The 15,834-nt window shown below is 30.4% G+C and carries 7 protein-coding genes and 1 other annotated feature; of the genes, 5 read left to right on the top strand and 2 right to left on the bottom strand.

The annotated features are described in order from the left end of the window. Window positions 1-9: 9 nt before the first annotated feature. The 3 genes from KM800_RS00880 to trpS all read left to right on the top strand — a co-directional run bounded on the left by KM800_RS00880 (window position 10) and on the right by trpS (window position 10,248). Window positions 10-8,646 carry a GH36-type glycosyl hydrolase domain-containing protein gene (locus KM800_RS00880; protein WP_217811372.1) on the top strand — a complete coding sequence of 2,879 codons (8,637 nt, stop codon included), beginning with the start codon at window positions 10-12 and terminating at the stop codon, window positions 8,644-8,646. A gap of 85 nt (window positions 8,647-8,731) precedes the next feature. Beyond that, complete coding sequence (locus tag KM800_RS00875) at window positions 8,732-9,109, top strand: desulfoferrodoxin (protein WP_254906423.1); 378 nt, start codon at window positions 8,732-8,734, stop codon at window positions 9,107-9,109. A gap of 125 nt (window positions 9,110-9,234) precedes the next feature. After that, a complete protein-coding gene (trpS, locus tag KM800_RS00870) occupies window positions 9,235-10,248 on the top strand; it encodes a tryptophan--tRNA ligase (protein ID WP_217811371.1) in 1,014 nt (337 codons plus the stop codon). Between the two features lie 57 nt (window positions 10,249-10,305). Here the strand turns inward: trpS and KM800_RS00865 are convergent, their stop codons facing one another. After that, window positions 10,306-11,112: a Cof-type HAD-IIB family hydrolase gene (locus KM800_RS00865; RefSeq protein WP_217811370.1), complete on the bottom strand. Its 807-nt coding sequence runs from the start codon at window positions 11,110-11,112 to the stop codon at window positions 10,306-10,308. Window positions 11,113-11,297: 185 nt separating this feature from the next. On the opposite strand from KM800_RS00865, the gene KM800_RS00860 reads away from it, so the two are divergent. Both KM800_RS00860 and KM800_RS00855 read left to right on the top strand, forming a co-directional pair. Next, window positions 11,298-12,890, top strand: a complete 1,593-nt coding sequence (locus tag KM800_RS00860; RefSeq protein WP_217811369.1) for a peptide chain release factor 3 — start codon at window positions 11,298-11,300, stop codon at window positions 12,888-12,890. 58 nt (window positions 12,891-12,948) lie between these two features. Then, window positions 12,949-13,227 (top strand) — a binding site (T-box leader). A gap of 64 nt (window positions 13,228-13,291) precedes the next feature. Then, window positions 13,292-14,641, top strand: coding sequence for an MFS transporter (locus KM800_RS00855; RefSeq protein ID WP_217811368.1), 1,350 nt, complete (start codon window positions 13,292-13,294; stop codon window positions 14,639-14,641). Window positions 14,642-14,664: 23 nt separating this feature from the next. On the opposite strand, the gene KM800_RS00850 is transcribed toward KM800_RS00855, so the two are convergent. Further along, a complete protein-coding gene (locus KM800_RS00850; RefSeq protein WP_217811367.1) occupies window positions 14,665-15,654 on the bottom strand; it encodes a phosphatase PAP2 family protein in 990 nt (329 codons plus the stop codon). Window positions 15,655-15,834: the final 180 nt, after the last annotated feature.

Genomic DNA, 15,834 nt, shown 5'->3' with positions numbered 1-15,834 from the left:
GAATTTTTTATGCTGTTGTATATCAGTATTTTAATGATTATCATATTGATTTTATTGTTAATATATATTATATTAAATAAGTTTAGTTATGACGATGAAAATATAATGGAGGATATGAGTCCTGTAGATCAAGACAGTGAAAATTTAAAAATACATGCACATAAAATAGCATCTATGTCTTCTCACGTTAAAATAAAAGATTGTAAAAGAAAATTAATAAAAAATTTGAATCTATGTTATAGAAATATAGACAAAGGATATAATTTTTTAAATGAACAATTTGAGAACAGAAAAGAGATAGTTCCATGTGCCAGATGGATACTTGATAATTTTTATCTAGTTCAAAGAGAATATAAAGATATAAGATATAATATGCCTTTGGAATACTATAAAAGTCTTCCTGTTATAAATAGAGGATATATGAAGGGATATCCAAGAATATATTATATTGTAGTAGAAATGTTATCAAGAACTTATGGAAAAACCTCTGAGGAAAATATAGAAATATTTATAAATGCATATCAGGAAAATACATTACTTACTATTGGAGAACTTTGGGCATTCCCAATAATGCTTAGAATAGCTTTGATTCAAAATATAAGTGTAGTAACCAATAATATAGTTTGTGAGCAGAAAGAAAAAAATAGAGGAGAAATTATAGCAAATAGAATAATAGATATAAATAGCAAAAATAAGATAGATCAGATTCAAAATTTGAAAGATGAAAAAATAAAATTTACCCCAGCTTTTACAGAAAGACTTATAAAAATACTTAGAGATAATTTCATACAGAACTCAGAAGTTTATAAATGGATAGATGGAGAACTTAGCAAACAAGATGGAACTATTGATTTAATGATTAACATAGATCATCAAAATCAGAGTAGCTACCAAATTTCCATGAGTAACTCATTTAATGCTATAAGGGATATTTCAACGCTTAATTGGAAAAAAATTTTTGAAAGATTAAGTAATGTTGAGAAAATATTAAGAAGAGATCCACTTGAAATTTATGAAAATATGGATTTCAAGTCAAGAGATTATTATAGACACTGTATAGAAAAACTATCTAAAAAATTCAATCTATCAGAAGGTTTTATAGCTAAAAATTCTATAGAATGTGCTGAAGAAGTTTTAAATCAGAAGGAAAATGGATTGAATGTAGAAGAATATAAAATGCATGTAGGATATTATATAATTGATAAGGGATTGGAATGTCTTAAAAACAAGATAAAAGATTCCAGAAAAAATTACAAATATTCATATAAAGACAATATAGTACTAAACATAGGTGAATATATATGGAGCATAATAGCTGTAACTGTAATTGCAAGTGCCCTTATAAGTTATATGGACATATACAATCAAACCTACAATACCATATGGAAGTATATAATAACATTTATACTTCTTGCTGTACCAGTAAGTGAGATATTTATATCGCTCCTTAATTATAGTATAAATAAGCTTGTAGAGCCTAAATTCATACCTAAGCTGGAATTCAAATCTGGAATACCAGATAAATATGCAGCTATTGTAGTTATACCTACAATTTTAAATAATATAAATGCAGTTAAAAATATTATTGAAGAAATAGAAGTATACTATCTTGCAAACCAAGAAAAAAATTTATACTTTGCCATTCTTTCAGATTTTAAAGATAGTATCAACCAGCATGAACAAGATGATAAATTAATAGTTGACACTGCGATTGACATGATCAAAAAATTAAACATGAGATATTGTGGAAATAATGATGATAAATTTTATTTCTTTTCAAGGTATAGAAGATACAATGAATGTGAAAAAAAGTGGATTGGATGGGAAAGAAAACGTGGAAAACTCATGGAATTTAATTACCTTATGAGGGGTAGTGATTCTACTAGTTATAATGTTATAAGTGGAGATATACAAAAATTACATAAAATAAAATATGTTATAACTCTTGATACAGATACTCAATTGCCCAAAGATACTGCAAAAATACTTATAGGTGCCATGGCACATGTTCTAAACAGACCTTATTTGACAAATGGAAAAGTAGTAAGAGGACATGGATTAATGCAACCTAGAATAAGTGTGGGAACTCTTAGTGCAAATAAGACTATTTATTCTAATATTTTTTCTGGAGAAACAGGAATAGATTTATATACCAATGCAATTTCAAATGTATATGAAGATCTTTTTGATGAAGGTATATTTACTGGAAAGGGAATTTATGATATAGATACTTTTATGGCTGTTTTAAAAGACAAAATACCGGAAAATTCAGTATTAAGTCATGATTTGCTTGAAGGATGCTATGTAAGAGGAGCGCTGGTTACGGACATAGAACTTATAGATGGATATCCTGCATATTATAATGCAAGTTCAAAGAGACTTCACAGATGGGTTAGAGGGGATTGGCAATTGATTCCATGGATATTTAAAAATAAAGGACTAAATAAATTATCCGTATGGAAGATAATTGACAATTTAAGAAGAAGCTTGATATCTCCTTCGGTAATAGCTCTTATTTTTTGGTCTCTTATAGTATTTAAAAATCCAGATAAAGGTCTTGCTATAGCATTAATAACTCTTATATGTCCTGTATTTTTCAATGTATCCGATTCAGTAGTATTACCGTCTAGAGGAATAAGTCTATCAGGCAGGGTCAATAGTTTTAAAATTACCGCAGAACAATTTATTCTTATATTTATATTTATACCATATAAAGCATATCTAATGATGGATGCTATTCTTAGGACATTATATAGAATGTTTGTAAGCAAACGACATTTGCTTGAATGGAAGACTGCAGCAGATGTAGAATTAAAATCAGGTAAAAAGTTTATTGACTATGTAAAGTCCATGCATTTAGGTAGCATTATAGCAGTACTTATAGAAGTACTGGCGTTTTATAATTCTCAAGTTACAGGATTTTTACTTCTTCCTTCCTGTATTGTATGGGTTTTATCACCATATATTGCATATAAAATAAGTCAAGACAAAAATATCGTAGACGATGAACTAAGCTCTCAAGAAACAGGAATTTTGAGAGAAATTTCAAGAAGAACCTGGGCTTATTTTGAAGATTTTATTACGGAGAAAAATAATTGGTTAGCCCCAGATAATTATCAGGAATATCCTCCTGTAGGTTTGGCATGTAGAACTTCTCCAACTAATATGGCTATGGGTATAACATCAAATTTAGCGGCCTATGATTTGGGGTATATTACCATAGATAGACTTCAATACAGATTGGAAAATATAGTATCTACTATGGAAACACTTGATAGATTCAATGGTCATTTTTATAATTGGTATGATATAAAAACTAAAGAACCACTTAATAAGTACATTTCAACAGTAGATAGTGGTAATCTGGTTTGTTATATATGGCTTACAGAAGAAACTCTTTGTGAATATTTGAAATCACCTATTATAAGTAAAAATTGTATTAATGGAATTGAAGATACTATTAAATTAGCAAATTATGAAATCAATAAATCAGTTGACGTGAAAAGTGTATATGAAGAAAATATGGAACAATTAAAAAAGAATATGAATATTTATACTCTTCAGGAGATATTGAAAGATTTAAGGGAGAAATCAAACTATATTTTACATAAATATGATGATTTTTATTGGAGTAAAAAGGTTAAAAATACTGCTGAAGATTTTTTGAAATTTATTGATAGTTATGTAAGTTGGATTAATGATGATTTTTATAAAAATTCAGAAGATCTTTCAGAAATAAAAGAGCAGTTTTATAAAAGTCTCTATGACATTTCACTTCAAGATATACCTAAATATATGAATCAGTTAATGGAAAATTTAGACAAAAAACATGGTGAGGATAGCTCTATATTAAGATTTAAAACTTGTCTTAAATCAAGTAGTAATAATATAGATATTTTGATAAACAAACTCAAGCAAATAGTAAAAAGATTTAAGAGCATTGAAGAATCTCATGATTTTGGAATATTATATGACAAAAGAAGACAACTTTTTTCTATTGGGTATAATGTAGATAAAAATTTACAGGATAAAAGCTATTATGATCTTTTAGCCTCTGAAGCAAGACAGGCAAGTTTTATAGCTATTGCTAAAAATCAAATAGATAAAAATCATTGGATTAAGTTAAGTAGATCCATGGCACTGGCATCAAGAGAGAAACTCTTGATATCGTGGTCTGGAACTATGTTTGAGTATTTAATGCCTCTTATCATAATGAAATCTTTTCCAAATACACTTTTAAGTGAAACCTATAAAAATGTAATCAAGGTACAAATGAACTATGCTGAGCGCAAGGGAATTCCATGGGGAATATCAGAAAGTGCATATTATAGATTGGATGTCAATTCCATATATCAATACAAGGCTATTGGAGTTCCAGACATAGCACTTGATAGGAATACGGCAAATGAGATTGTAGTTGCTCCATATGCATCCATTATGGCACTTCAAGTTGATATACATCAAACTATACATAATATAAAAAGATTAATTGATGTTGGAGCTGAAGGTAGATATGGTTTTTATGAAGCGTTGGATTATACTAAAAAAATGAAATTAGTCAAGTGCTTTATGGTTCATCATCAAGGTATGAGTCTTATGTCATTAAATAATGCTTTAAAAAATAATATATTTCAAAATAGATTCCATAATATACCCAGGGTAAAGGCTGTAGAGTTACTACTTCAAGAAAAGGTTCCTAAATCCATAGTCTATGATAGAACAGAGCAAAACAACAATAAAAACAAAATAGAAGAAATAACATATAATATGATGGAAAGACAATACACAACAGCCAATACAAAATTTCCAGAATCAAATATCATGTCAAATGGAAACTATTCAATGATGTTGACAAACAGTGGAAGTGGATACAGTAAAAAGGGTGAAATGACCATTTATAGATGGAGAGAAGATGCTGTGTGTGACAATACAGGTATGTTCTTTTATATAAAAAATGTAAATTCCAATGAATATTGGAGCGCTTCATATGAACCATGTAGATATGAAGGAGAAGAATATAAAGTTAAATTTTCTGAGAACAGAGCTGAATTTGAAAGAAAGGATGGAAATTTAAAAACAGATATGGAAGTTACCGTATCCCAGGAAGATGATGCAGAGATTAGAAAAATTTCAGTTACCAATAACAGCAATCATATTAGGCAAGTTGAAATCACTAGTTATTTAGAAGTTACATTGGCTCCTTATGATGCGGATTTAGTTCATCCTGCATTTAGTAATCTATTTATACAAACAGAATTTTTGCAAAATCCACTGTGTTTAATTGCAAGTAGAAGACCTAGAACGAAGAATGCTGAAAAAAATTGGATTATGCAGACAGTTGCAATTGAAGGTAGTCAGATAGGTTCATTTCAATATGAAACCAGTAGAGAAAATTTTATAGGAAGAGATAGAGATGTTTCCAATCCTAGAGCTATGGATAGTGATAAACAATTAAGCATGACTGTAGGTTCTGTAATTGATCCTGTAATAAGTATAAGAGTTAGAGTAAAAATAGAACCTGGAAAAACATGTAGGACTGCATATACTACAGCTGTGACCAATTCGAGAGAAGATGTGGTTAAACTAGCTGAAAAATATAGGAATATAGCAACTATAAATAGAATATTTGAACTGTCTTTCAGTGAATCAAATATGCAAGTGCAGTATCTTGGTTTAACATCATCAAAGATAAATATGTATCAGATCATGGCATCTAGAATACTGTTCTTAAATGAACTTATGAAAAAGAGAAGTAAATATATTAAAAACATACAAAAAAGCCAGTCTTCACTTTGGTCTTATGGAATTTCAGGAGATTTACCCATAATGACTATTATAATTAAGCAAGAAAAAGATATATCTGTTGCAAGACAAATTTTAGGAGCTCACGAATATTTTTGCTTAAAAGGATTAAAAGTGGATTTAGTTATATTCAATTTGGAAGAAAATTCTTATACTGCTCCTGTTCAATTGCAATTAAGGGAACTTATAGATTCAAGTCATCTTAGAAATAAACGGAATCAACCCGGGGGTGTATTTGTATACAATAGTGGGAATATGCCAGGAGAAGATATTGATTTTATAAAGGGAATATCAAGGCTTGTTATAGATAGTGAAAATGGAGCACTATTTAAACAAATTAAAGAAAATATAATTTATAAAAAAGAAAATAAGAAATTTTTATTACAAAACGATAGTGAACAAAAGATTATAGATTTTAAAAAAGAAAATAATTTTAATTGGGAAGTTGATACTAAAAAGCTTTGTTATTTTAATGGATTAGGAGGATTTTCCAGAGATGGAAAGTCATATATTATAGTTCTTAAAGATTATAGCAATACTCCAGCTCCATGGATAAATGTTATTTCAAATAGTAGTTTTGGATTTCATGTATCAGAATCAGGTGTAGCTTATACATGGAATAAAAATAGCAGAGAAAATAAATTAACAGCATGGACCAATGATGCTGTATCAGATGGAGAAGCCGAGGCTGTATATATAAAAGACAGGGAAACAGGAAATATTTGGAGCATATCACCAGCACCTATAAGGGATTCAGGGGAATATATAATAGAACATGGATTTGGGTATTCAATTTTCAAACATTATGCATATGACATAGCAGGGGAAATTACTATGTTTGTGGATATGAATGAAAGTGTAAAACTATGCAGGTTAAAACTTAAAAACAATAGTAAAATCACGAGAAAACTTTCCATAACTTATTATGCAAAATTAGTTATGGGAGTTTCACATGAGAAGACGGCTCAGTATATATTTACGGATTTCAACAATAAAAATGAATATATCTATTCCAAAAATTCTTATAGCCAACATTTTGGAAATTTAATATGTTATTTAAAAATTATTGGTGGCCAGGACTGTTCTTATACAGGAAGTAGAGAAGAGTTCATAGGTAGAGGTAGTGGTATAGATAATCCTCAATGTTTTACAAAAGATAAATTGTCCAATACTTCAGGTGCCGGATTTGATCCTTGTCTGGCGGAAAGTTCAAATTTGGATTTGGAGCCTAATTCTGAAAAGGAGGTAATTGTTCTCCTTGGACAGGAAGATAGTCTTGAAAGTATAGACAGAGTTATAGAAAAATACAGCAAAATAGAGAAATGGGAGGCAGAAATTGAAAATTGCAAGACTTTCTGGAATGATTTTCTTGAAACCATACAAGTAAAAACACCGGATAAATCAATGGATATAATGCTCAATGGATGGCTTATGTATCAATCACTAGCATGTCGATATTGGGCAAGAACTGCTTTTTACCAGTCTGGTGGGGCATATGGTTTTAGAGATCAGCTTCAGGATGTTATGGCAATAGGTTATTTAAACCCAGATATAACAAGAAGGCACATACTATATAGTACAACAAGACAATACTTGGAAGGTGATGTTCAGCATTGGTGGCATCCTATTGTAGATAGTGGTATAAGGACTAGATTTTCGGATGATCTTCTATGGCTACCGTATGTTACGGCTGACTATATAAATAATACGGGAGATTACAGCATTTTAAAAGAAGAAACTAACTATTTAGAGGATGACCTCTTAAAACAAGATGAAGATGAAAGATATAATATATCTAGAATTTCTGAGAAAAAGGGAACTGTATATGAACACTGTATCAAGAGCATAGAAAGAGCATCTAAATTTGGAAGTCACAATATTCCCTTAATGGGTTCAGGTGATTGGAATGATGGCATGAGTACAGTTGGAAATAAGGGAAAAGGAGAAAGTGTATGGCTTGGATGGTTTTTATATAGTATATTAGATAAATTCATACCAATCTGCAGGCATGAATCAGATAATGAAAATGTGGAAAAATTTAGCGAGCTTAAAGAATTTGTACGTGAAAACCTAGAAAAAAATGCATGGGATGGCAGTTGGTATAGAAGAGCTTACTTCGATGATGGCACACCTCTTGGTTCCATAGAAAATGATGAATGTAGAATAGATTGTATAGCTCAAGCCTGGGCAGTAATATCAAAGGCCGCTAAAGAATCAAGAGCGAGAGAGGCCATGGAAGCACTGAATAAAAATTTGGTTAAAAAGGATAAGGGAATGGTATTACTACTAACACCAGCTTTTAATAATTCTCCTTTAGAACCGGGTTATATAAAAGGCTATCTTCCTGGAATAAGAGAAAATGGCGGCCAATATACTCATGGTGCAATATGGTCAATATTTGCATTTGCTGAACTTGGATACAATAACAAGGCATATAGTATATTCAGCATGTTGAATCCAATAAATCATAGTAAATCATATATAAATGCTGAAACATACAAACTGGAGCCATATGTAATTGCTGCAGACATATATGCTTCAAGAAATAATTTTGGAAGGGGAGGATGGAGCTGGTATACTGGCGCTGCTGGATGGATGTATAGAGCAGGTATTGAAAGTATACTCGGATTTAAGTTCAAAAATAATAGAGGTTTTACAATAGATCCATGTATTCCTGAAAATTGGAATGAGTATGATATAAAATATAAAAGAAATGGATGTATATATAATATAAAAGTAACTAAAAATTCCAATAAGGGAATTTGGCTGGATGATAATATTGTAGATGATAATATAATTCCATTTTTAAAAGAAGGAGTTCACAAAATAATTGTCAATATTTAAATCCTGTTAGCAGGAATTTTTATAGTAATGTAGAATTTTATAATTGAGTAAATAAATTATACTTAATGAGGAGGGATTAGGAATAATGGAAATTAAACAAGTTTATAAATGTGAATTATGTGGAAATATAGTAGAGGTGCTGAATGTTGGTGGAGGTATTTTGACCTGTTGTGGCAAACCAATGAAGCTTCTTGAAGCAAATACTGTAGATGCCGCGTTGGAAAAGCATGTACCAGTAATTGAAAAAACTGATGATGGTGTATTGGTAAAGGTTGGTTCAGTTGAACATCCGATGACAAAAGATCATTATATTCAATGGATTGAGGTTCACACTGACAATAACAAGATTTACAGAAAATATTTAACTCCAGATGACAAGCCACAAGCTGAATTCAAGTTAGATGAAAAGGTTGTATTTGCAAGAGAATATTGCAATCTTCATGGACTTTGGAAAACAAAATAATTATATTGACAAATCTCCTATATTTTATAGGAGATTTACTATATATTCATTTTTATGATATAATAAATCAATAATTAATTATACATATATTTTTATGATAGAGTTAAGAAAGCAGGAATTATATTATGGAAGAAAAAAAGAAGATAATATTTAGCGGTATTCAGCCATCAGGCAACCTTACTATAGGTAATTATTTAGGGGCCTTGAAAAACTGGGTAAAACTTCAAGATAAATATGATTGCTATTTTTGTGTAGTTGACTTACATGCTATAACAGTAAGGCAACAACCTAAGGACTTAAGAAGAAGGACTTTAGAAGTGCTTGCAATATATCTTGCTGCAGGTATAGATCCAGAAAAAAATACTATATTTATTCAGTCTCATGTTCCAACTCATTGTGAAGCTGCATGGCTTTTGAATTGTTTTACATATGTAGGTGAACTTAGCCGAATGACACAATATAAAAACAAATCTCAAAAATATAGTGATTCAGGAGAACCAATAAGTGCAGGACTTTTAAATTATCCTATACTGATGGCTGCAGATATACTTTTGTATAATGCAGATCTTGTGCCAGTTGGAAAAGATCAGACCCAGCATATAGAACTTACACGTGATATAGCTCAAAGATTCAATAATATTTATAGTCCTACTTTTACTATTCCAGAAGGATATATACCTGAAAGCGGAGCCAAGGTTATGGATCTTCAAGAGCCTACCAAGAAGATGTCGAAGTCCTCTGATAATCCAAATAGTTTTATACTTATCATGGATCCACCAGAAGTTATAAGAAGGAAAATAAATAGATGTGTAACTGATAGTATAGGAAAAGTAAGGTATAGTGATGATCAACCTGGAATAAAAAATCTTATAAATATACTTATAGCTCTTCAGGGTACTACAGCTGAGGAAGTAGAGAAGAAATACGAGAATTTAGGATATGCGGGGTTTAAAAATGATGTAGCAGAGGCTATAGTACAAGAACTTAAACCAATACAGGATAAAGTCAATCATTATTTGGAAAACAAACATTATTTGGAAGAAATTTATAAAAAAGGTGCGGAAAAGGCATATTATGTATCAAATAAAGTTCTGAGAAAAATGCAGAAAAAAATAGGATTTATTCCTCCTGCACGATAATATTTGAACTATAAAGAGTGTAGTAAAACCAATTGATGAATTTTACTACACTCTTTATCATTTATCAAATATAAATTTATTTATAGCGTAGGCTACACCATTTTCTTCATTTGTCTTTGTAATATAATCTGCATGAGATTTTATTTCAGGCAGGGCATTTTTCATTGCTATTCCAAGACCTGCATATTTTATCATGTGAATATCATTGAAGGAATCACCAATACATATTACTTCGTTTCTATTTATCCCAAATTTTTCAGCTAAGGTTTTAACTCCTTCACCTTTGTTGGCAGACTTGTTCATAAATTCCAATATCCATGGTTCACTTCTGACTACAGTATATTTTTCATATATATCCTTAGGAAGATTGGGTATGCCATGCGACAGTTTGCAATCATCATCCATAAACATAGCTTTTAGAATGTGCTCATCTTCAGACATATTTTCAAAATTATCTATATAGAGAGTTATATTATTTAATCGAGCATCTAGTTCGCTGTATTTATTTCGTACTGGTGTTATGCTAGATTCTTTTAATGCTATTTGAATATTTACATTTATTGCTTTGCTTAGCTTATGTATATATTTGATGTCATCAGGTGATAATAAAATTTCAGATATAACTTTATGATTTTTGGTGTTTTCAACTACTGCTCCATTGAATCCTACAGCATAATTTGAGTCAGAAATCAGATTAAGCTGCTTTAAATATTTTTCAATTCCTTTAATAGGTCTTCCAGTAGCTAAAGCTATTTTAACACCATTGTCGGTTGCTCTTTTTATAGCGGCGATATTTTCATCTGATATGGTTTTATTATCTTTTAATAAAGTGCCATCCATGTCTATTGCAATTAATTTGTACATATTCTCCTCCATAAATATATAATTTAGTATGATATATAAATAATTATATCATCACTTTAGTGCAATATCAGTAAATCACAGTTAAATATTTTAGACTTAAACGTTATAATAAGTTTTGTTGACATAGATGTATAATAAAGTTAAAATCATTGTTGAGAATAAAAAATAAGAAGAGAGGGAAATGTGTGGCAGACTTAAAGAAGGAAATAGAGAAAAGAAGAACCTTTGCAATAATATCTCACCCGGATGCAGGTAAAACTACACTTACAGAGAAATTACTGCTATATGGTGGTGCCATAAGACTTGCAGGTTCAGTTAAAGCTAGAAAGGCTTCAAAACATGCAGTATCAGATTGGATGGATATAGAAAAAAAGAGAGGGATCTCTGTCACATCATCAGTTATGCAGTTTAATTACAATGATTACTGTATAAATATATTGGATACACCTGGACATCAAGATTTCAGTGAAGATACATATAGAACTTTAATGGCAGCAGATAGTGCTGTTATGGTAATAGATGCAGCTAAGGGAGTAGAAGAACAGACTAAAAAATTATTCCATGTATGTAGTTTAAGAGGAATTCCTATATTTACATTTGTAAATAAAATGGATAGAGAAAGTAAAGATCCCTTTGAACTTATGGAAGATATAGAAAATGTACTTGGAATAAAATCATATCCTATGAACTGGCCTATAGGATCTGGTTCACAGTTTAAAGGAGTTTATGATAGAAATAGAAATCTAATAGAAGCTTTTAATGGTGGAAATCATGGTCAGACTGCTGTAAAGTCTGTGGAAGGAAATGTGGATGATACTATATTTAAGGATCTTATTGGTGAAGAACTTCATTCTAAACTTAAAGAGGATATAGAACTTCTAGATATTGCAGGAGATCAGTTTGATATACAAAAAGTTGGCGTTGGAGAGCTCACTCCAGTGTTTTTTGGAAGTGCTTTAACCAATTTTGGAGTAGAACCTTTTTTAAAAGAGTTTTTGAATTTAACTACCCCACCTTTATCTAGAACTTCAGATAGTGGAGAAATAGATGTTTACAGTGAGCCTTTTTCTGCTTTTGTATTTAAGATACAGGCAAATATGAATCCTGCCCATAGAGATAGAATTGCTTTTATGAGAATATGTTCTGGAAAATTCAAAAAAGGAATGGAAGTTTTTCATGTACAGGGTAATAGTAAGGTTAAACTTGCTCAACCACAGCAATTTCTAGCCCAAAATAGAGAAATAATTGAAGAGGCATATGCAGGAGATATAATAGGTGTATTTGATCCTGGAATTTTTAATATAGGTGATACATTGTGTTCATCACAGAAAAAGTTTAAATTTGAGGGAATACCTATATTTGCGCCAGAGCATTTTGCCAGAGTAAGAACAGTAGATACTATGAAAAGAAAACAATTTATAAAGGGAATAAATGAAATATCAGAAGAAGGTGCAATTCAAGTATTTAAGGAATTGCATATAGGTATTGAGGAAATAATTGTTGGAGTAGTTGGTGTACTTCAATTTGAAGTTTTGGAATATAGAATGAAAAATGAATATAATGTAGATATAAAAGTTGAAAGATTGCCTTATAGGGCAATAAGATGGATAGAAGAATGGACTAATGACGTAGAGGATCTTGTTCTAACTAGTGATACTAAAAAAGTTAAGGATCTAAGCGATAGAAATCTTTTGATATTCCAAAATGAATGGTCAATTAGTTGGGCACTTGAACACAATAAAGGATTGGTGCTTTCAGATATAGCTAAAGCAGAATAATTTAATTATTGACACAAAATATAAATAGTAATATAATAACTTCATGTTTATAATAGAATAAAAGACTATGACAGGAAATAAGTAAATGTATGGAAACTTTAAAAGAGAGTGAAGTTTGGTGAAAATTCACAGTAGCTGTATATTGAAACTCATTCTTGAGTTATAAGCTGAATCAAGTAGGTATTATCGGTGAAAATCGTTATTAAATCAAGAGATAATTTTGGATGGTAATGCGGTAATTTTCTCGCTCCAAGAGAAGATTGCCGCTTTGTTTATGTGTCTATTATTAAATAATCAATAATTTGGGTGGTACCGCGGCAGACTTTTCGCCCCAACGAAAAGTCTGCTTTTATATATATGAACTAATATTATTTTATTATCAAATGGAGGTTTTAATATCTATGTCTGAAATTAATTATGTTTCTGAAAGAATGGATAATATTCCAATATCCAGGCTTCATTACAAAATGTTGTGGCTAATTGGCCTTGGGATATTTCTAGATGGATTTGATGTTTATTTGTCAGGTGGAGTTTTAGGAGTTTTACTTAAAAGTGGATGGTCTACGATTAACTTGAATGCCACATTTATATCAGTAACTTTTATAGGATTATTAATAGGATCACTGCTTACGGGATTTGTAGGAGATAGTATGGGACGTAAATTTGCCTATCAATTAAATCTTCTAATATTTGGTCTGGCATCATTAGTTGCAGCAGTAGCTCCTAATATGACATTCCTTATAGTTTGCAGAGGCATAATGGGAATAGGATTGGGAGCAGAAATTGTAACTGGATACGCTCTTCTTGCTGAATTTGTTCCATCTAAAACAAGAGGAAAATGGGTTTCAATGCTTTCACTTATAACTAATGTATCTGCTCCAGCTTCAGCTTTACTTGGATATTTGATAATACCAAGGCTTGGGTGGAGATTGATGTTTGTAATTGTAGGAATACTTTCATTGATAGTTTGGTTTTTAAGAAGAACAATGCCTGAATCTCCAAGATGGTATGAATCAAAGGGAATGATAGAAAAAGCCGAAGAAGTTATAGAGATGTTTGAGAAGAAAGCTGAAGATGAAACTGGTATACACATATCAAGACCAGTACTTGATATGAATAGTCAGTCTAAGCTACAGAGTAAAAAAAGTGCAAGATTCTCTGATCTGTTTAAGGGAAACATACTTCTAAGAACAGTAGTAGGATGTATGATTCTTATTGCCATTAATACTCTTATATATACTTTTGTAACATGGGCACCTACATTATTCCTTAGAAATGGCATAAATGTATCAAAGTCATTGGGATATACTACTATTATGATGGTGGGAGCACCACTTGGAGCATTGGTAGGAGGATTTATTGTAGATAGATGTGGACGTAAATGGTGTTTGATTATATTTATGATTCTTGCAGGGGTGCTTGGATATGCCTATGCCGTTCAGCAAACTATGTGGTTAATACTTGTAATAGGCTTTTTCCTTACAATTATGATATACATATTATTAACTCTTGGACTTGCTGTCTATGTACCAGAACTATTTCCTACAGAAATAAGGCTTAGAGGAACTGGTTTCTCAAATGCAATAGGCAGACTTGCTACAATTTTTACTCCATACGGAGTAGCTTGGCTTATTAATAATTATAGTGTGAAATTAGTATTTATTTCATTAGATATACTATTAATAGTCGTGGCATTAATTATTTTAATATTAGGAGTAGAAACAAAACAAAAGTCTTTAGATCAAATATAGAAAATACAGCTGTATTTTCTATATTAATGTTTTTTTGTAACATCTAAATAATAATTATTTATATAAGAAGTTTTTGTATTCTTATAATAAAATTTATTTAGAGGTTTTTGAATAAGCCTTTGTGAGTTTGCAAGTATGAAATCTACTAATTTTACTGTTACAAATGCTAATAGCATTCCTGCGAATACGTCTATTACCCAATGTACTTCCAAGTATAGTGTAGAGAATATCACACTTATACAAAAAACTGACATGATAATTTTAAATGGCTTGTCCTTTTCTCTCCAAACTAATAATAGAATGGCAAAATTTATAGAAGTATGCATGGATGGAAAACAATTTAATGTCACTCCTGCGGCAGCCATTTTACTTAAATGTCTCGCTAGACCATCTGGTTGGTTTAGTACAAACCATACTTCCTGAAGATGAAAAATCAGGTAAAAAGGTGTTATCAAAAATACTTGCACAATATGTGAAGATAACCCATACCGTATCATCTTTTTAAAGTCTTTTATAATGACAGATCTATATATTGCTATAAGAACAGGAAGTACGAAACCATTGTTATAGACCATCCTGAAATACCAGGTTAGAGTTTCGGTTTTATAGATTCTGGCAAAAGATCCATCATTAAAAGGTATTTTACTGAATATGGAATTTAAATTTACTACTATTTTTTTTGAAATTTCCCAACTGAGCATTTTTCCCCACAATGTATATCCGTATTTGTTTAGAAAAAATATGAAAATCAAAAAAGGAATACAAAACAATAAAAAAGGAATTAATTTTACATTCTTTTTAATATCCCCATATGCTGAAAAGCTTATAAAAGCCAATAAAAACATGTATACTTTAGTCGTTGGACTAATTGATGGATACATGCAGAGTCTTATAGCCTTTTTCAGAAAAAATGCTCCTATTATTACAAAATAATACTCATAAATCAAGCTTAAAACTTTACTAAATATATACTGTAGATTACTTAATAAAGTTCTCTCTCTAACATTATACATAAATATCTTACCCTCCCTATACACAAAATAAATTATAACACTGGTAATATTTTAAGTACATACTGCAAAATATTAATAAATTGAAAAAAATTATCAAATATATAATTACCTAAGTTTTGTACAAACGAAATATTAACAATTTCCATAAAATAGTTTCCAAAAAATAAATAGTGGATAATA

The organism is Clostridium tyrobutyricum (genome assembly GCF_019144085.1).
Classification (GTDB): Bacteria; Bacillota; Clostridia; order Clostridiales; family Clostridiaceae; genus Clostridium_B; species Clostridium_B tyrobutyricum_A.
Note: the sequence above shows the minus strand (reverse complement) of the source record. Positions and strands in the feature narration are given on the sequence as shown.